The organism is Aureibaculum algae (genome assembly GCF_006065315.1).
Classification (GTDB): domain Bacteria; phylum Bacteroidota; class Bacteroidia; order Flavobacteriales; family Flavobacteriaceae; genus Aureibaculum; species Aureibaculum algae.
The window spans coordinates 4,383,781-4,409,290 of record NZ_CP040749.1 but is presented as its reverse complement, the minus strand read 5'-3'; the positions used below and the strand labels follow the sequence as shown (position 1 = coordinate 4,409,290).

Here is a 25,510-nt window from a genome sequence, read left to right as displayed (position 1 = left end):
TTATGCCTTATTTTATAATTTCGGTACCATTTGAAAGTGACACAGAATAGATTGAACACGCTCTATTAAATTTATTCTTATAAGCTTCTGATATAAATGCTTTAAATGATGCCGTTTCTGTTTTCTCAATGAGGTTAATGGTACAACCTCCAAAACCACCTCCCATCATTCTGGCTCCTAAAACATGTCCATTTAATTTGGATTGTTCTACTAAAAAATCCAGTTCATCACAACTTACTTTGTATTGATGTTGCAAACCATCATGAGATTGATAAATCAATGCGCCTAGAGTTTCTAAATCATTGTCCTGAATTGCTTTTGAAGCTTTTATTGTTCTATTATTTTCTTGAATCACATAAAGTGCTTTTTGGTAATTTTCTGCCGTTACTTTATTCTGTATTGTTTCCAAATCATATTCTGTGGCATCTCTTAATGCTTTAACCTTTAGCATCTCAGCAACAGATTCACAAACAGAACGTCTATCATTATAAGCACTATCGGATAAACTATGCTTAACATTAGTGTTTATCAAAATAAGTTCATGGTTCTTAAAATCTATTTTGAAAGGTTTTGATTTTACGGTCCTACAATCCAATAACAACGCATGATTTTTAACACCAAACATACTGGCATATTGATCCATAATACCACATTTTACACCCACATAATTATGTTCTGCTTTCTGCGAAATTAAAATCATATCGCCTTTTGATAAGCCTAAATTGAACAACTCATTAAGTCCAAAAACCACACTATTCTCTAAAGCGGCAGATGAAGACATACCTGCTCCTCCCGGAATATCACCTCCAAAGGCAATATTAAAATTACCAATAGTTTTACTTCGGTTTTGAATTTCTGCGACAACCCCTAAGACATAATTCTCCCAGCTTCCTTCGGAAGATGGTTCTATGTTATTCAAATCAATTTTTAATGTTTCATTTTTATCAACAGCAAAAGCTATTGAAGTGTCTGTATTACTTTTACCTACAGCAGCTACAATACCTTTATCAACTGCTGCAGGAAATACAAAACCATCATTATAATCGGTATGCTCACCTATAATATTAATCCTTCCAGGAGAAAAAATCATTAATGGTTCCGCTTCAAAAGTTTTCTGAAAACTCGTTTTTATTTTTTTTATTAAATCGGAATTCATTATTTTAATTTAGAGATTATTTTAATTCAAGCGTCCAACTGATTTTATATCCTTCATTAGGTTTTAAAATTTTTAAACCAATTTCATTATTAAAACTATCTGACACCCCTGTGGTTGGTTCTATGGCAATAGCATTCTTATGAGGTGGCGTGTATAGCTGCAAAAAACTATTCTTTTCCGAAGTCCGCAACTCTAAACTATAAGATGGGGTCAGGAATGAAACGTTTTGAGTTTTTAAAATAAAACAGTCATCCAAAAACTGATCCTTCATTTTAAAATTATTGTGATTCTCATTGTTAATAATTCCCTCTGTTATATTTCGATTATCTAGCTTTAGTTTTAAATTTGAATCAAATAGAAAGGAACTGTTATAAAGGTCATCGCTTATGAAATAAGGATGCCAGCCTAATGTAAAAGGAAATATTTTAAAATCGGTGTTTCTAATTTCTACATTTAAATCTAATGTGCTTTGTGTAAAAACATACTCGAGATAGATGGAATATGTGAATGGAAACCCAGTGGAGCTTTGAGTTTCATGATATGCTAGCTTTACTGAAGCCCCTGAACCTGTGATTTTTTCATCAATAAAGACAAACCTTTTATTGTAAACCATTCCATGGAGAGCATTATTATTGTCTGGTTCATTAATGTTAAATTGATAACTATTACCTTCAAATTCATACTTACCATCTTTTATTCTATTTGCAAATGGAAACAAAATTGAGGAGGCATAAGTGTCAGCATAATCCAAAGGGCTTAAACTCTTAATGATATGATGACCTTTTAAAGTTAATTCTTGTAAACTGGCACCATCATCCAAATGTATTTTGGCATGCAAATTATTTTCAGAATTTTTAATTTCTAATTGATTTAAGTCTCTAAGGTGTTTAATTCTAAACATTCTTCCTGTTTATAAAGAATTTCTAATGATTAAATGATGAGGATTTTCTATCTGAATGCGTTCTTTGTTCAAAATCATTTCCGCTAGTCTTTTACCCATGGCATCAAAATCTGTTGAAATGGTCGTAATACCACCTTCTACTATCTCTTTTAGGAGTGTGTCATTGTATGAAATGACACCTACATCCTTCGCTAGGACAAATCCTTTTTGTTTCATTTTTTTAATCAGCTTTAATAAACTCATATCATCCGGAATTATAAATAATTCACTTTTCTCTATATTTTTATCCTGCATATCATTTATAATCTCATAATTGAAGGTTTTACTTTCACAAAATTCTCTGAACCCTTTAAGCATTCCTTGAGGTTGTTTATCTTCTGAAAAGACTAAAATAATTTTTTCGTATTTCTTTATTAAATCATACGCTTTATTAAGGTTATCAAAAATTATTTTTTCAAAATTTTGATAGATTGCTGGATATTCAGAAAGATCTTCATGAATTTGATCTAATATATATACTCTGTCACTAGGTAGCATTTTTAAAAAATCATTTGTGTTCATCATATTTGCTGGCATGATAACGTAATAGTTATAATTACCTGCATTGTCTTCGATTAGTCTTCTGAAACTATTTTTATTAAAATGATGAAAATAGATTTCAACTTGAACGTTATTTCCCAAGTATTCTAGAAAGGAATTATATAAATCCTCTTTAAAAGAATTTAACTCATCAAAAAGTAAGAATACTTTTTGCCTAACCTCTATATTTTCACTTGAAACATAATAGCCCTTACCTACAATAGACTGAATGATACCTCTGTTTTTTAGTTCATTTAACGCTGTTAAAACAGTATCTCTAGAAAGATTATTATCGGTTTTTATTTTATTTATAGAAGGTATTTGATCTCCTTTTTTTAGCAAACCTGATATTATTAATTCTTCTATAGAATTGACGATTTGTTTGTATTTCGGGATTTTTATTTTATTTTCAATTATTATCATAATATCAGCCGTAAATATAATAAATTATTTTTAAAAACCAACTAGACCGTACTAGTTGGTTTTTTTTTAATTTCACTTAGCTAATTCAACAATTAGGCAATAAATCACAAAATATTGAGGAGCGATAAAAGGTTAGAGCCAGTCTAGAACAGTTCATTAATATTGTAATATCCTTTACAGTTAAAAACTCTTTAGTTTTTATAAGTTCAATAACTTGATTTTTCGTATCAAATGTTTCCTCATTTGACCACTTTTTTTTTAGACTTAACCCTCTCTTTATAAGCTCTACTGTTACATTTATGACAGCAGTATCTGGTTACAGTTGTTTTAGCTATAAACTCATTATGGCAATATTCACAAATACGGATTATTTCAATATTTGAACTCATTCAAAGAAATAGCTATAAGTATCTTATTAGATGATATTAGTTAATTAAGTGTCGTTAAGGGACACAATTCCCAAACGAAGTGTAAATTTTTACACCTTATTCAAATTTAATAAAAAAAGGTGTAAAAATATTGAAATAATTAACCTACAAAGGAAAGGGTAAGAAAATAGAATTAATTTTATAATACTGATATTTAATGTTTTAACATCAAAACGAATCAAATGACACCAAAAAAAATACTTATTTATTTCCTAACCATTATATCTGATACTTATTTTGGAATTAAACAACTAAAACACTCAAACTCAAAGCTCCTTGAGTGCAAATTCCGGATAAAGTATACCACCTATTCCGGTTAAAACTGAGCCACCAAGATCCTGAATTTTTAATAATTGTATTATCGAATTCAATATTCTTACTGCTTTCGATTCGAAATAACTTGGGTCTTTCAGGACTATGTTTGAACATATATCCCTTGCCGTTAATTTCACTTCGAGGATGTCCGATTATTTTTATATTTTCTTCCCCATTGGCATAAAACAAGCTTTTTGAAAAATGCGGCTCTTCCATTCCTACAGGAATCTCGGCATAATCTTCAAGCGAAGAACTACCGAATAATTCCGTATTTGCATTCATTTTAATAGTGACATTACTTTTAAGAAATAAAGTGCCTGTAACATAAGTGCCTTTCGGGATAATTACGGTTCCACTTCCGTTTTTAGAACAAGCATCTATAGCGGCCTGAATTGCTTTTGTACTCAATTCTGTGTGCGAAGATTTAGCCCCATAATCAAGAATATTGAACTCTTTCTTCATAACCGTATCACAGCGAGTAGCAGGATTCGCATAAATGGCAATTCCTATGAATAGGAATAATAAAATTTTTATTATTCTTAATTGTTGCATATACGTTGCTTTGATAATCTTTTGTGAGTTATGTTAGTTACAGATTTTTTTGAATTCTTCCGAACTCAGATTAAGAAATTTTAATCATTCCAATGCGCATCAATAACTTTTTGAATATGAGGAAATTTATCCCCGTCTTCTTCATTAAGTTCTTTGCGTTTGGCAATAAGTTGCTTCTTTAAATCAGTAATAGTTTCGGCGTATTCTAGTTCGTTGTAAGCATTATTCATTTCGTTAGGATCTACTTTTAAATCATAAAATTCCCAAGCTGCAGGAGTATCCATTTCAAAAGAATTTCCCCAACTTTCTTTGTTCCAAGTAGCTTTCATATCTTTAGTATCAACCCAATATTTACCGTAAAAGAAAATTAACTTGTATCGTTTTGTTCTAATTCCAAAATGCGCCGGATTAGCATGTTTATGTGCCATATGCATCCAATAGCGATAATATGTAGATTGTTGCCAGCCTTCAGGCTCTTTTGCAGTTTTTAAAATAGATTCAAAACTATGACCTTGCATTTGTTCTGGTGGATTTCCGCCGGCTAATTCTATGAGTGTAGGTGCAAAATCAGCATTGTTTATAATGGCATCAGTTCTAGATCCAGGTTGGATCAATTTAGGGTATCTTACAAAAAATGGCATACGCATCGATTCTTCGTACATCCAACGTTTATCTATATAATCGTGTTCTCCAAGCATAAATCCTTGATCTCCGGTATATACGATTATTGTATTATCATAAAGTCCTTCGTCTTTTAAAAATTGAATCATTCTAGCAACGTTATCATCGACTCCTTTTACACAACGTAAATAGCGTTTAAGATATTCTTGATAGGTTTCATGTGTATATTCTTTATCGGATATGAAGTCATATAATTTTTGACTCGGATTAAATTCAGGGTTTGAATCTTTAATCGAAGATTTATCCCACATAGTCATTCCCATACTTCTAATGGTATTTCTTCTAGAAACGGAAGAGCCTATTACATTAATTAACGAATCATTAGCACCTCTTGTAGCAACAGAACCATTATTACCATTGTGATATAAGCTAGCAGGTTCTGGAATATAGGTATCGTTTAAATAATCTTTGTATCGAGGAGCGTATTCAAAATTGTCATGTGGCGCTTTGAATTGATACATTAGCATAAACGGCTTACTCTTGTCACGTTTGTTTTTTAACCAATCAATAGAGATATCAGTAATTACATCAGAGCTATGTCCTTCATATTTTTTTCCTTCAAATTTAGGATCGTTTTCTAACGCAAAATTCATTCCCGTTTCTGTTAAAACAGGATCAAAATAAGTTCCCTGTTCTCCATGAGCTGTAAGAACATTGTAATAGTCAAAATTTGGTTTTGAGGATAAATGATATTTACCAATGAGGGCAGTTTGATACCCTAATTTTTTTATTTCTGCTGGCAAATATTGATTTTCTGTTGGTAAAACTCCTTCTAAATCTAAAACACCATTTGCTTGACTGTATTGACCCGTTAAAATCGTGGCTCTACTTGGTGTGCAAATGGAGTTGGTAACATAACAATTGTCAAATATCATACCCTCATTCGCAATTTTATCTAAGGTCGGTGTTGGGTTTAAACTTGCTAACCTACTGCCGTAAATACCAAAAGCTTGAGTGGTATGGTCATCGGCCATTATGTATAAAATATTTGGCTTGCTATTTTGTTCTTTTTCTTTAGTTTCAACTTTAGAACAACTAGTTAAGCTTAAAACTAAGCTAAAAAGCAGAAAGAATTTTATTTTAAATTTAGTAGGCATATAATGGGTTTTAGATTTTGACTGTAAATTTCTATGTAATTTTCATGACAGAGCATAACAAATGTTTTTTACAAGAGAAAGTATGGTTAAAAGTGTATTTTTCTTTATAAAATAGGATGGTTCAGCTTCTTATTAGAATAGTTCGGTTTGGCATATAAAGATATCAGTTTTGTGTTATTTGACTGATTGTTAAAATAGTTTGTTTTGTTAATCAATACTTAAAATAAAAGAACCAAAATTAATCGTTATTGATTAATGATTTTTTGGCTAATTTTTTAAGTGAAAATAAAATCGCTCCAAAAAAAGAAACGCAATAGGAAGAAATAGATAAAAGTAAAAAGACATTTGTTTTGTATTTAAGGTCATTTGATACAAGCGAAGTGTAATAGTTTTTTGAAATTTGTTTATGATTAATTAATTGTTAAAGTTTGGTATGCTCGTTTTCTAAATTAAGAAATCGAGCATATTTTTTTAATTCAAGGAAAATGAAAATTTGTTACACTTTAATTATCTCCTTCGTGATTTTAACAAGTTGTAAAGAGAAAGTAAAAAAGGTTAGTCAAAAACCAAATATTGTTTTTATTCTTACTGATGATCAAACGTATTCTTCTATTCATGCATTAGGTAATGACGAAATTATTACTCCTGCAATGGATAAACTTGCCGAAACAGGTACTACTTTTACACATGCTTATAATATGGGATCTTGGAGTGGCGCTGTCTGCACAGCATCGCGAACGATGTTTAATTCAGGTAGATTTGTTTGGAGAGCCAACAAGTTTCGTCAAAACTGGTTAAAAAATGATTCTATAAATAAAACATGGGCAAAATTATTGCAAGCTAGTGGTTATGAAACATATATGACTGGTAAATGGCATATTGATGCTCCAGCTCAAAAGGTGTTTAATCACACTAAAAATATTCGTCCCGGAATGCCAAATGATGCCTGGGATCATGCAAAAATGGTTGCAAAATTTGATTCGCTTTCTAAAGTACCAAACGGAAATTCGGCGGATATCATGCCAAAAGGGTATAATCGCCCTTTAAGTAGTAACGATACTTCTTGGTCGGCATATGATAAAAACAATGGAGGATTTTGGAAAGGGGGTAAACATTGGAGCGAGGTTTTAAAAGATGATGCATTAGAGTTTATCGATTCTGCAAAAACAAAGGATACACCTTTTTTTATGTATTTAGCATTTAATGCACCACATGATCCGCGTCAAGCGCCAAAAGAATATCTAGAAATGTATCCGTTAGAGAATCTTACTATTCCTAAAAGTTTTTTACCTGAAAACCCATATCGTCATGAAATTGGAAATGGAGATAATTTGCGCGATGAAGCTTTAGCTCCTTTTCCGAGAACAGAATACGCTGTAAAAGTTCATAAACAAGAGTATTATGCTAGTATTACACATGTTGATGCTCAAATAGGTGCTATTCTAGATGCACTTAAAAAATCTGGTAAAATGGATAACACCTATATTATATTCACAGCGGATCATGGTTTAGCAATGGGAAGGACTGGGTTTTTAGGAAAGCAAAATTTGTATGATCATAGTATTCGTCCGCCATTAATGATTGTTGGGCCAACAATTTCTAAAAATAAACGGATTGATGAAGATGTTTATTTACAAGACGTTATGGCTACGGCTTTAGAAATAGGAGGTGTGCCAAAACCTACATATGTTGAGTTTAAAAGCTTTTTAGATTTAGCAGAAGGGAGATCTGAAAAAAGTCATTATAAAGAAATTTATGGTGCCTATTTAAATTTGCAGCGAATGATTAGAAAAGATGGCTATAAATTATTGGTATATCCGGAGGCGAACAAGGTTTTGTTATACAATATGAAAAATGACCCTGAAGAAATGATAGATATCTCTGATTTGCCTGAAAATAGAGCTATGGTACAATCTTTATTTGAAGATTTATTGGCATTGCAAAAAGAGATGGATGATCCGTTGGATTTAACCAAAATGTTTCAAGAAATAAAAAATTAGAGGCTCAACAATATATAATTTTAGGTAATTTACTGAAAGAATATTTGATGAAATTTTAAAGAATTATACCTTTTTTTAAATATGTATATAATTTAGTTGTTCTCTCATTGCCATTCCAAGAGTAATAGACTTCATCAAAAACCCGCAAATAAAAATGTTTGCGGGTTTTTCATATTTAAATATACCAAATAATACGAGCTAATAAATCAAAGGGTCTCAAAAATTTATTATTTCTTAGTACTTTCACCTTTCGCTGCATGTGTTGTTTTTCTGTGAGATTCAAAACGCATGATACTTTGATAATCGTAAGAATTGTAAATGTGAGATAATCCCCAACGAAGAATTTCGGTTGGTTCTTTTTCTATATCTGCAGTTCTATTTAGACCAATAGCATGAGCAGTTACACCAGGAATTACCGACATAATTTCAAAATTAATACCATCTGGAGCCCATTGAATAGTGTTTTTCTCTGGTCCATCGGTAGTAATTAAAGATGCAATTCCGTCATTGTAAGGCCAAACACAAATTTCGTGACCGCTATTACTGATTGGATTGTATTCTGATTTTATATACGGTCCTTTAGGATTATCAGCAATAGCTACACCATGACGAATCTGACGTCCGCCAAATGTAATTGCTTCTCCCATTTGCTCTCCTTTATAGTATAAATAAAACTTTTCTTTGTAGGGAATAATACAAGGATCATGAACTTTATGGCTATCAAAATCTCCTTTTTTCTCTACTAAAAATCTATTTTGTTCTGTTCCTTTCCAAATACCATTATCTGCCGGACTTAAAATAGGTTCTTCACTTTTTGTCCATGGACCATCTGGCGAATTGGACCATGCCAAACCAATTTGATTTTTAACTCGTACAACGTATGGCGATTTTACGGTTTGATAACATAAATAATACATGCCATCATTTTCCATAATTTCTACGGTAAATACAGAGCGATCATCATAACTTCCTTTTTCTCCTCTAGGCACGGCTAAACCTTCCTCTTTCCATGTCCAACCATCTTCCGAGGTTGCATACCAAATATCGCAACGATCCCAAGGAAATACTTTGTCTTTTTCAATATCTCCAGCAAAGCCTTGTGTTGGTCCAACAGATTTACTATACCATACATAGTATTTTCCATCGTGTTTAATCATAGCACTAGGATCTCTTCTTACCACACCTTCTTCATAAGCTAAATCGCCTCTTAAAGGTTGCAACGCTGAAAACTCTATAAACCATTCGTTTCCTAAATTTTGATCCCATTTAAGGGCTCTTTTACTGGCTGCGCTTAATTTATCTTTATGGGTAATCCCTAAGAAATCTTGCTGCTTATCTGTAATTTCGATATCGTTTGATTCTTTTTTCACGTTTTCTTCTTTTTTTACTTTTTCTTGACAAGATACTATACTTATTCCTACTATTATTACTAGAAGTTTAAATCTATTTTTCATTCTTTATTAGTTTTATGTTAATCCGTTTCCAGCTGCGATTATTACTATTCCAAGTACCATGGGGATCCGGCTCCCTGAGAAGTCATTTCTACTTCATCAATTGTTCCATCCTCATTGATTAAAATTGGTTCGATACAAACCTTCCGGAATTTTTGAGAATTATTGGTAGATCGGTGGTAAAAAACATACCATTGCCCCTTAAATTCTTCTATCGATCCGTGATTGTTCCAGGATGCAGGATCACAACCAAAATTATCAATAATAATGCCCTTGTATTCAAAAGGGCCCATAGGAGATTTTCCGATGGCATATCCTAAACAAGTTGGTCTTTTATCCCTACTTTAATCGGCAAAAACAAGGTAATATAAATCACCTATTTTTCTAATAGAGGAGCCTTCATGGAAAGCTGTATTTCCCTTTTCGTCCATGGGCTCAGTGATTGTAGTCGAATCAATTTCAATTAAGTTTGCTTTTAGCCTGGCTACTTTTGGTTTTCCCTGACCCCAGTAATAATAACCCTTTCCGTCATCATCTATTAAAACAGCCGGATCAATTTGATAGGCCCCTTTAATTTGTTTACCGTTTTGAAAAGGTCCATTAGGATTTTTACTCGTGGCCACCCCTTCAGTAAAATCCTTACCAGGGGAACAGTAGTACAAATAATAAATGCCGTTGTTATAGGCAGCATCTGGTGCAAACAACAATTTGTCATGGTAGTCAACCTGATCAAATTCACCTTTAGATGCAAAGGCATTTTTTGTAATCTGCCAGTTTTTTAGATTAGAAGTACTTAAAACATGATGGGTATAGGAACACCAATAGGCATCACTTTCATCTCTTGAACCATAAATGTAGAGTTTGCCATCTTTCCAAGCATGCGCTTCAGGATCTGCGATATACATTCCCGGAGCAGTGATTGGATTTTGGGCATTTATTGATTTAAAAAAGAAGAAGCTCAATAAAACAATGGTCCAAGTAAAAATATTTCTAGTCATTTTTTGCTATTCATAGTCAAAAGTATAAAACTAATGATGCGTTAAATTATTCATTTTACATCGGATATACAACAAATGGTTTTTAGTGCAGAACAAAACAACAGGTTGCAGTTATATTACAGTAGAATTGTTGCTAAGAGTTTTTATGATGAATATCTTTATTATAAAATTATTGACATGAAAAAGAGTGGTTTAAAGAGAAGCGTTAATTGGTGTTTTATACTAGTTGGTGTTTTCATTTTTACGATTGTAAGTTGTTCTTCAAGTGATGAGCCGGATCCTGTCCCTTCAACAGAATACAAAAGTATTTTAGAACTTGAAAATGCTGTTGACAGCCTCCACATAGAACTTGCCATAGCCACCCGCGACAATAATTTTTTTGCACCCGCCTGGGGAGCAGATGATATTACAACTAGCTATTATAGTAGCAAAGCCGATTATAGGGAAATAGATCAAAGATTGACAAGTCCGTACAATGAGCGTTTAGTAACTATTTGGAAAAGTTCATATAAGATTATCCACTCGGTTAATAATATTTTTTTCAATGCTGCGAATTTAGAAGTGTCTGATATGAATAAAAAGGATATGCTTTTGGGAGAGGCATATTTTATAAGAGGTTTTATGTATCATTATTTGACGCGAGTATTTGGAAAGGTCCCGTTGCAACTAGACCCTGAACCTCATATTGAGTTTACTTTATCGGAGACCGTAAATATCTATAAACAAATAGAAAGTGATTGGCTGGAGGCTGAACGTATGTTGCCGGAAAGTTACCCAGGGGTTGAAACCGGGGCTCCAAGACCTAACAATGGTACCGCACGTGCTTTTTTAGCAAGATTGTATCTGGATTGGGGAGGGTTCCCTTTAGAAGATGCTTCTAAATATCAAGAGGCAGCATCAAGTGCGAAAAAAGTTATGGAGAACCATGATTCGCATGGATTTGATCTTATGGAAGATCTGGATGACTTATGGACCCTGGAGCATCGTTTTAACAAAGAATCTGTTTTTACCATTGAACATTGTGTTGACTGTATTCAAGGAGGTAATAGAAAAATGGGTAAACTCGGCAACCCCGGTGAACTGGGAGGATGGGAGGATACCTTTAGCGAGATTAAATTCTTTGAGACCTTTCCTGAAAATCACAGAAAAAATGCAACTTTTATAACGGATCCTATGATAGAGGATCCCTATACCACTCCTTCTGGTGGTCCCACAGTAAATTGGACTGCTTTTATCATCCAACAAAACCCGATACTGGCAAAAATTACTGGTAAAGGAGATATACCAAGATCGAGTTTTGAAAGCGACAGGAATGATTATATGATGCGCTACGCAGAGGTTTTACTCATTTATGCTGAGGCTTCAGCCAGAGCAGGTAATATAAATCAGGACGCTTGGGAAGCCTTGAATAAAATTAGAAGAAGGGCAGAACTGCTGCCACCAGATACGCCAAACCCTGATGTAGATCTGTCAAGTGGAGATTTGGCAGAATTGGCTTTTACTGAAAGAGGATGGGAATTTGCTGGTGAATTTTTGCGCTGGTTTGATTTAACCAGAATGGAAAGAGTAGATGCTGTGCTCCGTGATGCTTATAGAAATGACATATCCAGTACCGTATCTGATCCAAATCATCCTGATTATGGGCAGCCCGTTGTAGAGAGGGTTCAAATTATAGGTTCCACTGGCAAAGACAATTATTTTTCACCTCTTCCTCAAAGAATGATAGATGAATATCCGAATCTGGAAAATTAAATAATGATTTGTTTATGATCAAGGTCTTAAAATAATTTCAATTCACAGCCGATATGCAACAAATGGTTTTTTATGCATAACAAAACAATAGGTTCTAGGCATATGACAGTTAAATAGTTGTTTGGAGTTTTAGTGATCAATATCTTTATAATAAAATTAATAACATGAAAAAGAGTGGTTTAAGGAGGGGAGTAAACTGGGCGATCATATTAGTTAGTATTTTGACATTTACTATTTTAAGTTGTTCTTCCGATGATGATCCAGATCCTGTGCCTTCAACAGAATACAAGAGTATTTTGGAGCTTGAAAATGCTGTTGACAGTCTCTATGTTGAACTTGCCATAGCCACCCGGATGAATAATTTTTTTACACCAGCCTGGGGAGCAGATGATATCACATCAAGCATTTTTAGTAGCAAAGCCGATTATAGGGAAGCAGACCAAAGAATGATTGACCGAAACAATTCAGGATTAACATCTATTTGGAAAAGTTCATATAAGATTATTAATCATGCTAATCATATTTTTTTCAATGCGAAAAAGTTAGAAGTATCTGATATGAATAAAAAGGATATGCTTTTGGGAGAGGCCTATTTTATAAGAGGTTTTATGTATCATTATTTGACGCGAGTATTTGGAAAGGTCCCCTTGCAACTCGACCCTGAACCTCATATAGAGATTACTGTATCGGAGATTGTTGCTATCTATAAACAAATAGAAAGTGATTGGTTGCAAGCTGAACGATCATTGCCCGAAATTTACCCAGGGGTTGAGTCCGGGGCTCCAAGACCTAACAATGGTACTGCACGTGCTTTTTTAGCAAGGTTGTATTTGGACTGGGGAGGGTTCCCTTTAAAAGATGCTTCTAAATATCAAGAGGCGGCATCCAGTGCGAAAAAAGTTATGGATAACCATGATTCGCATGGATTTGATCTTATGGAAGATTTAGATGACCTATGGACATTGGAGCATCGATTTAACAAAGAATCTGTTTTTACTATTGAACATTGTGATGGGTGTATTCAGGGAGCCAACAGAAAAACAGGCAAAGTTGGCAATCCTACCGAATTAGGAGGATGGTGGGAAACCTTTAGCGAGATTAAATTTTTTGAGACCTTTCCTGAAAACCACAGAAGAAATGCCACCTTTATTACAGATCCAATGATTGATGATCCATATTCTAATCCTTCTGGTGGTCCCACAATGAATTGGACAACTTTTTATGAACAACAAAACCCTCTATATGCGAAAATTACTGGTAAAGGAGATATACCAAGATCGAGTTTTGAAAGCGACAGGAATGACTATATGATGCGTTATGCAGAGGTATTACTCATTTATGCTGAAGCTTCTGCCAGAGCGGGTAATTCAAATCAGGATGCCTGGGAAGCCTTCAATAAAATTAGAAGAAGGGCAGAACTGCTGCCACCAGATACACCAAACCCTGAAGTAGATCTATCAAGTGGAGATTTAGCAGAACTGGCATATACAGAAAGAGGTTGGGAATTCGCAGGCGAGTTTTTACGCTGGTTTGATTTAACCAGAATGGAACGAGTAGATACAGTGCTCCGTGACGCATATAGAAACGATATATCCAGTGCCGTATCCGATCCAAATCATGTTGATTATGGGCAGCCCGTTGTAGAGAGGGTTCCCATTATAGGTTCCACCGGTACCGATAATTACTTTGCACTCATTCCTCAAAGCATTATCGATGAATATCCGAATTTAAATAATTGATTTGTGCCTGCATAAATATTTAGCCCTTAAAAACTTATTACAATGATTTTCAAACCTATATTTTTATTTGTGCTTCTTACACTGTTATTCTCCTGTAGTGAGGATGACTCAATTGAGGAAAACATTTTTACAGGTGATATTGAAATCTCAAGCCAGGCAGAATTAGACGCTTTTGGTAAGAATAATTTCACTAAAGTCAATGGGAGGTTTGAAATCTTACCGCCAAATACGGGTGATTGGCAATCAGACATTACTAATTTAAACGCTTTAAAATCAATTCAATTTATTAAGGGTAATTTTATTATTCGCGGAAGTTTAATTACAAGCCTCAAAGGGTTAAACAATCTCTCAGCAATTGATGGCAATTTTGAAATCTATGGTGCCCGTGAGCTCAAAGATCTTAATGAACTAAGTAATTTGAAAAGCGTGAGTCAAGATGTTCTTATTTATAATAATGACCTGCTCGAAAATTTGAATGGACTTAGTAAATTAACAAGCATTAAAAATCTAATGATTTTCAATAATGAACTTATCGAAGATTTTGACTGGCTTAAGAAGATTCGAATTGAAGAATCCATCACAATTACGGGTTTGCCTTTAATCACTAGTATTGAAGGGATAAGTCAGGTAACAATTAATGGATCGTTAGAATTAACGAGTAATAAAGCCCTCGTTGATTTGGGCGGATTTAACAATTTAACCACTGTCAGAGGGAATTTATCAATATGGGGGAATGATGCACTTACAAACTTGAATGGTTTGGGAAACCTGAAATCCATAGGGTATGACTTGGAAATTGGTGGCAATGACGGACTCATAAGTATTGAGGAGTTTGCAAAGCTTTCATCTATTGGCGGTAATTTGCTCATAACAGGTAATCATGCGATTGAAAACCTTGACGGGCTGGAAGGTGTTAATAGTGTCAAGGGCATAACTATTTCCGTAAATTCCAGGCTTGAAGACTTAAATGGTCTTCGTAATATGCAGTTTGAAAGGCTGCAAATAGAAAAGAGTCAAGGTATTATAACATTGGAAGGCATAAACAGTAATTCGAAAACGATTAAAAATATAGAAATTCATGGAAATAATTTCTTGGTTAATGTAGATGCGCTAAGCGGGATAACTTCTGTTGAAGAGGATTTGATCATTTCTGATAACCGTTCAATGTCCAGCATAGATGGCCTTAAGAATATATCATCTGTCGGTGTAAATTTATCAATTTTTGATAATGACCTCTTAAGCAGTTTGCAAGGTCTCAAAAACCTAAATACTGTGGGTGAGGAAATTAATATTTACAGAAATAGGTCACTATCAAATATTGACGGCCTAGGGGGCTTGACTACTGTTGGAAGCAAAATTTATTTGGGTTATAATGAAAGTCTAACAAATTTTTGCGGACTTCAACCTTTGTTTAAAGACTATGGTTTTACAGGTTCTTATGTTGTGGCTGATAATGCCTACAATCCTACACAACAAGAGGTTGAGGATGGGAATTGCCAACAGAATTGAAGATGATTTTATGGTAGGTTTTTTAAGAAATTTTCCTCAAATGTGATATGTTTCTATCGTCATAGGTTAAAATTTAACGGCTTAGTTTCAAATTAATGTACTTTCCCTATTTATTGCTATTACATATTTATTTAAACGAAAAAAAAAGCCATAATTTAGCTTATTATTCAGCAAAAATACGAGGCAAGAATAAGGAAATATCCGGAATCAAAGTAACCAAAGTTAAAACAACTAAACTGACAAAAACAAAAGGCAGGATTTCCTTACTAACCTTTACTATGGAGATTTTGCCAATACTTGCGGAGATAAAGAGGCACATACCTACCGGAGGTGTCGTTAGACCGATGATCAGATTAAGTACCGCTATGACAGAAAAATGAATTGGGTCCACGTCTACCATAAGGGCAACTTTTAACAAGATGGGGAACAGGATCAAAAGAGCTGCCAGGGTTTCCATAAAAGTTCCTACGAATATCAAAACTATATTGATCAACAGGAGCAACACGTATTTATTTTCAGAAAAGGATAATAATTGATCAGATATCATTTGAGGAAACTGTTCTGTAACCAGTAACCACCCAAAAAGATTGGCAAATCCAATTAAAACCATCAAGGAGGCAGATGTTTTCATGGAATCTAATAGGACCACTAAAATTCTCTTAAAGTTCAGTTTTTTATAGACAAAGATTCCAATGATAATGGCATAGACCACTGCTATGATGGATGCTTCTGTTGGCGTAAATATACCTCCGATGATACCAAAAAGAATGACGAAGGTCATCAGGAGTGCCCAAAAAGTATTGATAAAGCTTTTAAGTATATTTTTTAGGCTCGATCTGGGATGTTTGGGGTACTTTCTTTTAACCGAAATAATATAGGCGACCATCATTAGTCCGAATCCAAGCAAAAAGCCAGGTATCGCCCCGGCTAAGAATAATTTTCCAACAGATACGCCTCCTAAAGTGGCTACAATGATCAAGGGAACACTAGGGGGAATAATTGGCCCAACAGTTGACGATGCCGCCGTTACTGCACACGCAAACTCAGGACTATAACCTTCTTTTTTCATGGCAGGAATCATCACTGATCCTATGCTGGCGGTATCAGAAACGGCAGTACCTGAAATTCCGGCAAAGAGCATGGATGCGCCAATATTTGCCAAGGATAAACCACCTCGTATATGCCCTAGTAAATGATTACAAAAAGAAATGATTCGTTCTGTTATGCCTCCTTGATTCATCAGATTTCCTGCAAATATAAAACCGGGAACACTTAATAATACAAACACATCTATACCCGAATACATTTTCATGGGAATGATGATCAAATCTATACCAGTGATCAGGCAATAGATCAAACAAGCCATTCCTAAGGCAAAGGCGATTGGGACACGAATGACCAAAAAGAAAACAAATAACAGAATAAGTACTACAATCATGGCTTTTCATTTTTAATTTGAGCCATGACTTCCTTAAAAGCATAATAACTTACAGACAAGGACATGATTAAAATGCTTACAAAAATAAATGCCATTTTAATTTTTAAACTGGGTGAGGACTCAAGTCTTCCTAAATAGATAAATTCAAGGGAGTAAAAAGCAAGGATCAAAAACAGAAATACTGTCAGAACCGGGATGATTATTTTTAATCTTCTTTGAACGTTTTTCGAAAATAAATTATAAAAATAATCCAGATGCACATAATAGTTGTTTTTTAGTGCCAATCCAGCAGCAAAGGAGGTTGCATAAATAAAACAAAGACGAGAAGCCTCTTCGGTCCAGGCAGGGGCTTGAGCCATAAAAAAGCGAGCATAAATTTGTAAAAGAACGATGGCGATTAAACCCAAAGTGCTTATAATCACTCCCTTTTTTAGCATACTTGAAATAAATCTGTCCATTTAATTATCCTTTAAATTAACCTGTGCCAACTCAGCCTGGAAATCATTATAAATAACTTGCATTTCAGGAGATAAGCTATTGAAAATTACTTGTTCACATCTAGCTTTAAAAGCCTCATTATCAACTGTAATAAATTCCATACCTCTATCCAATAATTGTGTTTTTACATCTTTTTCGTTACTAAGGTATAGTTTATGTTCATATCGGGCCATTTCAAGCGCAGCTTCCTTTAAGATGATTTTGAGATCATCCGGAAGTCTTTGGTATTGTTTTTCGCCTATCACGGGATAACTCCAACTCATTACATGATTGGTCATGTTTACATATTTCTGGACCTCATAATAACCAGAACTGAGAATTAGCGCAAAAGGATTTTCCTGGGCTTCTACTGTTCCCTGTTGTAAGCCAGTAAAGACTTCTGAAAATGCCATAGGAGTTGGCTTGGCACCTAAGGCACTCCAAGCCGTGATAAACGTTGGAACATTTGGAACTCTTATAATTAAACCCTTTAGGTCATCAGGGTGCTTGATGGGTCGGTTTGATGTAAGCTGTCTAGGACCTCTTTCGAAAACAGCCAAAGGTCGCAGGCCTACTTTCTCAAGCATTTCTTTTTCAACCCTTTTACCGATGGGCCCGTTAAGAAGCAGATCCTTTTCAATGGAATCCTTTAAAAGAAATGGCATTTCACAAAAATTAGCAATTTCAATCCAATTACTCAGTAGCGAAGCTGTGACAGTCATGTCGATAACATCTGCCTGAATAAGTCGAATGGACTCAATTTCTTTTGCCAATTGTTCTGAAGGGTAAACTTCAATTTTCAGCCGCCCCTCACTTCTTTCATCAACGATCGTTTTGAAATGCTGAAATGCCGCAAACCAGGTGTGATTCTCGTTGGCCCATAAGCTGGCTCTCAGCGTAAACGCTTCTTCTTTTTTTGTGGTGCATCCGACAAAAAAAAGAATCGAGACAAGTAAAAGACTATATTTTAAAAAGCCTGAATTCATAGTTATTGGCTAATATACTTTATATGATTGGTATGCATAAATTTTTTTCAGAGCCTATGATTATTCATTTAAAGTAAAGAAAATAGTTCGACCATCTGGTAAAATTTTATTTTCTCCCTTAATTTCGATTAATTCCGTTAAACGAATATCAGTGCTGGAGGCTCCAATTTTAAATTCGTAATGACCACCTTCAACAATCCATTGATCATTTTTATACTGAACCAATTGTTCAGGAGAAAAGTACATGACAATTCTCTTTTCTTCCCCAGATTTTAAGACTATCCTTTCAAAACCTTTAAGTTGAATGGGTTTCATGGTTGAATTTTTGTTCTTCGGGGAAACGTATAGTTGTGCTATTTCGGCACCATCCATTTTCCCTATATTCTTTACGGAAAACGAAACTTTAATTCTATCATCAGACAAATTAACTTTTTTATCTATTTTTAAATGGCTGTATGCATAACTGGTATAGGATAAGCCGAAACCGAAAGGATATTGGGGTAGATGTTGATCCTGGTATCCATTCTTATAGTTGATCTCTTCTTCTGCCTCAGTTTTAGGATATGTAACACATAATTTGGCTGATGGATTAACATTTCCAACCAAAATATCAGCTAAAGCATTTCCGCCTTCCTCTCCCGGGAACCAGGCCTGAACAATTGCTGCGCATTGATCTTCAAATTTGCTGACGATTTGCTGTCTTCCTCCAAAAATAACCAGAATGACAGGTTTCCCGGTGGCGATAAGTTTTTCTACGAAAGCTTCTTGTTCTCCCGGTAATTTTATACCCTTTCTTTCACGGCCCTCCCCGCATAAATATATATTTTCGCCAACCGCAGCAATGATGACATCACTTTCTGATGCGATCTTCAAAGCATTGTCCAAATCTGGTTGTGGCAAACCCTTAATTGCAATCATTTTAACCCGGCTTAGCCGGTCGTCGCCCAATCCATCAGTGGATACCACTGATTCTAATGGAGCGCTCCAGTCACAGCCGCGTTCATGTTCAATAGCAACAGCTTTACCCAGTTTATTTTCAAGCCCCTCTTTTAAGGTCACCAGCTTAGGATCGTTTGGGTCAAATTCTTTGCCGTGCCAAAAGGATATCATAGATTGATAGGTGTAATCACCTAATAAACAATGTACAGTTGCCGCATTGGGACCGAGCAAGGCAATTTTTTTGACATCTTTTTTTAAAGGTAAGACCTCATTGTTTTTCAACAAAACAATAGATTGACATGCTGCTTTATAGGCCAGTTTTCTATTTTCAGGTGGATCAAAATTCAAGTCCCCATCTTTTCCGATTTGAGGATCTTTGTCCAGGAGCCCTAGCTTTATTTTCATAATTAGGGATCTTCTCACAGAAGTATCCAATAATTCTTGCGTGATATAACCATTTTCCAAAGCCTCTGGCAGTAAGGGATATGCAATGCCCTTATCTAATTCAATATCAATCCCAGCATTTAATGCCATTGCACCTGCCTCCATGGTAGATTTTGCTTGTTTATGTCCGGTATAGATTAAGTTTATCGCGCCATAATCACTAACCACCAAACCATTAAAACCCACTTCCTTCCGGAGTATTTGATCGATCATGATAGGATTTGCTGCTACAGCCAAAGCCTTGTATTTACCATAGGAGGGCATCACACTTTTGACACCTCCGCGTTTTATGACAACTTCATGAGGCATTATATATTCTTCATAGAGCTCTTTCTTATTGTTGTTTCCAGTTCCGTAGCCCGCAAAATGCTTGGTTGTTGCCGCAATGCCCGTTTTGAAATCGTCACCTTGCAAGCCGTTTACAAAAGCCAAGCCCATGGCTGAGGTTAAGTATGCGTCTTCTCCATAACTTTCTTCTATTCGATTCCAATGCGCTGTACGGCTTAGGTCCAACATTGGGGATAAGGCAAACGTTGCACCTGCAGCGCGCATGTTTCGAGCCGTTGATGCCGCATTGTTTTTTACTAATTTGGGATTCCAGGAACAACCGATGCCTATTTGCTGGGGAAACGTTGTTGCGCCTTGTGTTGCAAAACCTGTGATGGCTTCTTCATGAAAAATGGCAGGGATTTTAGTTTTTGTCTCAGTTAACAAATAGTTTTGAACAGCTCTCACGAAATCTCTGAGATCGTTGGGCGACATAGTTAATCCTGAAGAAAATTGAGATATATGACCTATGCCGTGAGGTATGGCTTCTCTTGTTTTTTGGAGTGAAAATTTTCCATCCTCCATCAAGGCAACAGGTCTGATACCAAGAATTTGAGCTATTTTATCATCCATACCCATCGCAGACAGGATCGAATCGGCCTTGGCCTCAATTTCTGCCGTGGCATAAGGACTTACGAGCTGATTTTTTTGGGCTTGCAGTGAAAATATAAAGAACACTTGAATAAGCAGGAAATGTAAAATTTTGTTTTCCATAATAGTTTTAAACGGGTAATATATTTTCATATTAAAGTCGAATATTTACTTCTAGAGGAATGGCTGCACCTAATTTTTGGCTTAAAGAACTTGGCGAAGAATTTCCAACGATCACCTTATAAGATCCTTTCCTCCATTCTTTTTCTCCTTCCAAATTCACAACTTTTAATTGATCTGAAGCCACTAGAAAGGAAACCTTTTTCGATGCACCTTTTTTAAGACTTATTCGTTTGAAACCTTTTAAACTTGTTATGGGTAAGTTACCAGAAGTATCTTCCGGACTAATATATAACTGAACCACTTCATCAATATCATAATTTCCTGTGTTAGAAACAGTCACACTAAGTTCTAAATTTTGATTCTTTTTTAATTTGTCAGCTTTAAGTTGAAGATCACTAAATATTGTTTGTGAATAGGTGAGTCCAAATCCAAAAGGAAACATGGGTTCTTCGGTCATATATTTATACGTTCTTCCTTGCATAGCATAGGAATCATAAGGAGGAAGTTGTTCAATATTTTTCGGGAAAGTAATAGGCAAATGACCTGAAGGAGAAATATCACCAAATAATACATCAGCTACGGCATTTCCACCTTGCTCCCCAGGATACCATATTTGTAAAATAGCATCACAATATTCCTCTATTCCTTCTAATGAAACTGGACTACCACTGGCAACAACAAGAATGAGTGGCCCTTTTTTATATTCAATGAGCTCTTTGACATAGTTAATTTGATTTTCAGGTAATTTTAAATCTATTTTATCACCTTCATCAGCAGATGCGATGGCATCTACTTCTTCACCTTCCCGGTCTACCGTTAGCCCAACAACGCAAATAGTTACATCTGACTCAGCAGCAACGTGAGGTGCCCAGTTTTTTGGGTTTAGATTCTTTTGAAATGGCAAGGCACCACTACGGTAGTTTAATGAAGTTCCTAAAGATACAGCATCAGTGATTCCCTCAAGTATGGTTACCAAATTAGAACTTACGCCATAATAACTTCCCATCAACATATCCGCTGAATTTGCAAAAGGGCCTGTTACATAAGGGATTTTTATATCTTTTGAAAGCGGTAATACGGCATTGTTGTTTTTCAGTAATACGATAGACTTTTGAGCAACTTCACGCGCCAATTGAACGTGCTCCTCACAATGAATTTTATCTGAACTAATATCCAAATAGGGATTGTCTTTTGACTCACCAATGATTCCTAATCTAAAACGTGTTTTAAACAGTTGTTTGGTTCTCTTATTGATTAATTCTTCTGTTATCAGCCCGTGTTCAACTGCTTGTGTTAACAAACTATAGGTTCCTCCGCAGTTTAAATTTGTACCGGCTTTTAAAGCAACAGCTGCAGCTTCAACAGGTGTGTTCACATATTTTTGTTTGTTTGAAATTCCACCAACAGCACCGCAATCAGAAGTAATATAACCATCAAAACCCCATTGCACACGTAAAATTTCCTGTAAAAGAAATGAATTCGCTGCTGCGGGTTCTCCATAAACAGCATTATATGCTGCCATGACACCCTCAACTTTTCCTTCTGTTACTAAGGCTTCAAAAGCGGGTAAATAGGTTTCGTATAAATCTTGTTTTGTTGGAGCAGCGTTAAAACTGTGCCGTATATTTTCAGGCCCGGAGTGAACGGCATAATGCTTGGCACAAGCCGCTGTTTTTAAATAGTTGGGATCGTTGCCTTGAAGTCCCTTCACAAAAGCAACGCCCATTTCAGACATTAAATACGGATCTTCACCATAGGTTTCTTGTCCGCGACCCCAGCGAGGATCTCTAAAGATATTTATATTAGGGGTCCAAAATGTTAAACCGGCATATTTACTGTGGTTACCCATTTTTTGCGAAACGATATATTTGGCTCTGGCTTCAGTTGATATGGCAGATGCAACTCTTTCAGCTAATTCCGGATCAAAAGTTGCTCCTAAACCAATTCCTTGAGGATAAATAGTAGCTTTTCCGTTACGGGCAATACCATGCAAGGCTTCATTCCACCAATCATAATCAGGAATTTCTAATCTGGGGATGGCAACAGCAGCATTCACCAATTGGCTGACTTTCTCTTCCAATGTCATTTGAGCAACCAATAGTTCCACTCTTTGATCTATGGATAGAGAAGGGTCTTTAAAAGAAAAATCAACTTCTTGGGCATAGGAATAGGATCCTATGATTATTAGCATAAAAACAGTTGTGAGGTACTTGAACATCATCGTATATTTTATTATAAATAGCTAAAGTCGAGATAAAACAAAAAACACAATTTTTGGATATGGCGGTTAAAGTGTTTTTATGATGAAACTTTATATCAGATAGCTTCGTTTATTCGCCTTTGGCCTTGTGGTTTTTAACGTTCCAAGTTTTAAATCCTCTGATATATTGATAATCCCAACTTTTATATTCGTGCGTTAAGCCCCATCTTAAAACTTCTGTAGGATTTTTTTCATTATCAGCTGCTCTGTTTAATCCTATGGCATGAGGAGCACCTTTTACAACGCCCATAATTTCAAAATTAATTCCGTCAGGTGCCCATTGAACCGTATTTTTTTCAGGTCCATCCGTTGTGATCAAGGAAGCGATACCTCCGCCATAAGGCCAAACACAAATTTCGTGACCACTATTGCTAATGGGATTGTATGGAGACTTTATATAGGGCCCTTTTGGGTTATCTGCAATGGCCACGCCATGTCTGATTTGACGACCTCCAAAGGTGATTTGTTCACCCATTTGCTCTCCTTTATAATACAGGTAGAATTTCCCCTTAAAAGGAATAATACAAGGATCATGTACTTTATGACTATCAAAATCTCCTTTTTTCTCTACTAAAAACCTGTTTTGTTCCTCACCTTTCCAAATTCCATTGTCAGCAGGACTTAAAATAGGCTCGGTACTTTTAGTCCAGGGTCCATCCGGAGAATTCGACCAGGCCAAACCAACCTGATTTTTAACACGAACCGTGTAAGGGGATTTTACTGTTTGATAACACAAGTAATACACCCCTTCATGAACCATGATTTCAACTGTAAAAACGGAACGATCATCGTAGGCTCCCTTTTCACCACGAGCTACAGCCAACCCTTCTTCCTTCCATGTGATGCCGTCTTCAGAGGTGGCATACCAAATGTCACAACGGTCCCAAGGGAATACTTTGTCTTTTTCCACATCTCCTCCAAAACCTTCAGATTCTCCCGTACTTCGACTATACCATACATAGTATTTACCATTCTCCTTAATCATCGCACTCGGATCTCTTCGAACAACACCTTCCTCATAGGCGAAATCACCTTTTAAATCTTCAACGTTGTATTCAAAAAACCATTCGTTACCTAAGTTTTGATCCCATAAAAGTGCTCTTTTTGAAGCAGCACTTAATTTATCCTTATTGGTGATTCCCAAAAAGTCCATTTGTTCGTCAGAAATTTCCATATTTTTTATTGTTTCATTTTCTAATTGTTTCTCTTTGTTAATGCATGAAATCATTGTACTTGCAATAAATACAGCTAATAAATATATTGTTTTGTTCATTATTTTTTAGTCTTGGTTTTAATAATATTTAGGAGATTCCATTTCCAATAGCAATGATAACTATACCTAAAATCATACAGGCTAAACTAATGTATAAGAATTTTTTTGCCTTAGCTGAAGCATTAAGCCATTCACCAGTTACAATACCACTAACAATCGCCGTTGCTACGCAAGAGGTGTTGAAAATCGCATAACCTACAGTATTTCCTATTTCGCCCAATTTAAAGGCTGCAAAAGCAAAAATTGCGGATGCCGCATAATGGAATACTGCCATGATTAAAATGAGCCAAAAGTTTTTTCCAAAGTTTGGTGTTTTAAAATCTCCCCAGGCGTTTTTTGTTGTTAATTGCCAGGCAAAATAAGCGGTCATCACAATTCCACCACTAATAAAAATTGGAAACATAACTCCAACTGCAGTAACCCATTCAGCGTTTCCTGCAGCTTGAAAAGCTTCATGAATATAAGGTCTTCCAACCGCATTGGCATAACTAAAACCAGTTGCTAACAAACCGCCTACAACAGCAATTAGAATTCCGGTAACCATCGACTTTTTAGTTCCTATGTCTTTTTTAACTTCATCGGCTTCGCGAGTTAAACCAGCTTTACCGTTGAAAAGAACACCGATTAAAACTACGGTTATTCCAATAAGAATGGTGATAAAAATGTTTGTAGGAGGCAGTCCTTCAACAAGGAAAGGTAGAATAGAACCTACCAAAATCACAGTTCCGATAAACAATGAGAATCCCAAGGACAGACCGATGTGATTGATGGCTTTACCCCACATCATAACGCCAATTCCCCATAGGAAACTAGCTCCTGCCATTTTGATTAAAATATCGGTTGGAACGCTGTCAAAAACAGTGCTAAAATCATTAACTAAGGTAATTGAGGCGATAATGGGTACCACGAACATGGTGAGCATAAAAAATAAGCCCCAGGTATTTTCAAATTTAAAATCCTTTGTGTATTTCTCTGGCAATGCATATAAGCCCAGCATAAGCCCCGCGCCAACTGCTAAAATAATTCCTTCAATCATAATTTATATTGCTTATTTAAGTTGGTTTAAATGAT

General features: G+C 35.4%; 18 protein-coding genes. 4 read left to right on the top strand and 14 right to left on the bottom strand.

What is annotated here, in order from left to right; all coding sequences use genetic code 11:
- Positions 1–7: 7 nt before the first annotated feature.
- The 5 genes from galK to FF125_RS18655 form a co-directional block, all read right to left on the bottom strand.
- Positions 8–1,156, bottom strand: a complete 1,149-nt coding sequence (galK, locus tag FF125_RS18680) for a galactokinase (protein WP_138951337.1) — start codon at positions 1,154–1,156, stop codon at positions 8–10.
- A gap of 16 nt (positions 1,157–1,172) precedes the next feature.
- The gene (locus FF125_RS18675; RefSeq protein ID WP_138951335.1) at positions 1,173–2,057 is read right to left on the bottom strand and encodes an aldose 1-epimerase; all 885 of its coding nucleotides are present in this window, start codon (positions 2,055–2,057) and stop codon (positions 1,173–1,175) included.
- 9 nt (positions 2,058–2,066) lie between these two features.
- On the bottom strand, positions 2,067–3,059 hold the full coding sequence (locus FF125_RS18670) for a GntR family transcriptional regulator (RefSeq protein ID WP_138951333.1): 993 nt from the start codon (positions 3,057–3,059) through the stop codon (positions 2,067–2,069).
- A gap of 671 nt (positions 3,060–3,730) precedes the next feature.
- Complete coding sequence (locus tag FF125_RS18660) at positions 3,731–4,354, bottom strand: glycosyl hydrolase family 28-related protein (RefSeq protein ID WP_138951331.1); 624 nt, start codon at positions 4,352–4,354, stop codon at positions 3,731–3,733.
- A gap of 80 nt (positions 4,355–4,434) precedes the next feature.
- Positions 4,435–6,009 carry a sulfatase family protein gene (locus FF125_RS18655; protein ID WP_394344134.1) on the bottom strand — a complete coding sequence of 525 codons (1,575 nt, stop codon included), beginning with the start codon at positions 6,007–6,009 and terminating at the stop codon, positions 4,435–4,437.
- 608 nt (positions 6,010–6,617) lie between these two features.
- On the opposite strand from FF125_RS18655, the gene FF125_RS18650 reads away from it, so the two are divergent.
- Complete coding sequence (locus FF125_RS18650; protein WP_138951327.1) at positions 6,618–8,132, top strand: sulfatase-like hydrolase/transferase; 1,515 nt, start codon at positions 6,618–6,620, stop codon at positions 8,130–8,132.
- Between the two features lie 227 nt (positions 8,133–8,359).
- Here FF125_RS18650 and FF125_RS18645 read toward each other — a convergent pair whose 3' ends face one another.
- A complete protein-coding gene (locus FF125_RS18645) occupies positions 8,360–9,586 on the bottom strand; it encodes a glycoside hydrolase family 117 protein (RefSeq protein WP_138951325.1) in 1,227 nt (408 codons plus the stop codon).
- A gap of 341 nt (positions 9,587–9,927) precedes the next feature.
- Positions 9,928–10,581 (bottom strand): family 43 glycosylhydrolase, encoded by a 654-nt coding sequence (locus FF125_RS18635; protein WP_138951321.1) that lies wholly within the window; start codon positions 10,579–10,581, stop codon positions 9,928–9,930.
- 75 nt (positions 10,582–10,656) lie between these two features.
- Here FF125_RS18635 and FF125_RS18630 point away from each other — a divergent pair, with 75 nt between their 5' ends.
- From FF125_RS18630 to FF125_RS18620, 3 genes are all read left to right on the top strand, one after another.
- Complete coding sequence (locus tag FF125_RS18630) at positions 10,657–12,333, top strand: RagB/SusD family nutrient uptake outer membrane protein (protein WP_138951319.1); 1,677 nt, start codon at positions 10,657–10,659, stop codon at positions 12,331–12,333.
- Between the two features lie 221 nt (positions 12,334–12,554).
- Positions 12,555–14,072: a RagB/SusD family nutrient uptake outer membrane protein gene (locus FF125_RS18625; RefSeq protein WP_175418962.1), complete on the top strand. Its 1,518-nt coding sequence runs from the start codon at positions 12,555–12,557 to the stop codon at positions 14,070–14,072.
- Positions 14,073–14,114: 42 nt separating this feature from the next.
- Complete coding sequence (locus FF125_RS18620) at positions 14,115–15,581, top strand: hypothetical protein (RefSeq protein WP_138951315.1); 1,467 nt, start codon at positions 14,115–14,117, stop codon at positions 15,579–15,581.
- Positions 15,582–15,744: 163 nt separating this feature from the next.
- Here the strand turns inward: FF125_RS18620 and FF125_RS18615 are convergent, their stop codons facing one another.
- The 7 genes from FF125_RS18615 to FF125_RS18585 form a co-directional block, all read right to left on the bottom strand.
- Positions 15,745–17,019: a TRAP transporter large permease gene (locus tag FF125_RS18615; RefSeq protein WP_138951313.1), complete on the bottom strand. Its 1,275-nt coding sequence runs from the start codon at positions 17,017–17,019 to the stop codon at positions 15,745–15,747.
- Complete coding sequence (locus FF125_RS18610; protein WP_138951312.1) at positions 17,016–17,477, bottom strand: TRAP transporter small permease; 462 nt, start codon at positions 17,475–17,477, stop codon at positions 17,016–17,018. The genes FF125_RS18615 and FF125_RS18610 overlap by 4 nt, the downstream gene beginning before the upstream one ends.
- Positions 17,478–18,482, bottom strand: a complete 1,005-nt coding sequence (locus tag FF125_RS18605) for a TRAP transporter substrate-binding protein (RefSeq protein ID WP_138951310.1) — start codon at positions 18,480–18,482, stop codon at positions 17,478–17,480. It lies immediately after the preceding gene.
- A gap of 60 nt (positions 18,483–18,542) precedes the next feature.
- Complete coding sequence (locus tag FF125_RS18600) at positions 18,543–20,906, bottom strand: glycoside hydrolase family 3 N-terminal domain-containing protein (protein WP_175418961.1); 2,364 nt, start codon at positions 20,904–20,906, stop codon at positions 18,543–18,545.
- A gap of 31 nt (positions 20,907–20,937) precedes the next feature.
- Positions 20,938–23,097: a glycoside hydrolase family 3 C-terminal domain-containing protein gene (locus tag FF125_RS18595; protein WP_138951307.1), complete on the bottom strand. Its 2,160-nt coding sequence runs from the start codon at positions 23,095–23,097 to the stop codon at positions 20,938–20,940.
- Between the two features lie 139 nt (positions 23,098–23,236).
- Entirely contained in the window at positions 23,237–24,340 is a 1,104-nt protein-coding gene (locus tag FF125_RS18590; RefSeq protein ID WP_394344133.1) for a glycoside hydrolase family 117 protein, read from the bottom strand.
- 127 nt (positions 24,341–24,467) lie between these two features.
- On the bottom strand, positions 24,468–25,475 hold the full coding sequence (locus tag FF125_RS18585; protein ID WP_138951305.1) for an L-rhamnose/proton symporter RhaT: 1,008 nt from the start codon (positions 25,473–25,475) through the stop codon (positions 24,468–24,470).
- Positions 25,476–25,510: the final 35 nt, after the last annotated feature.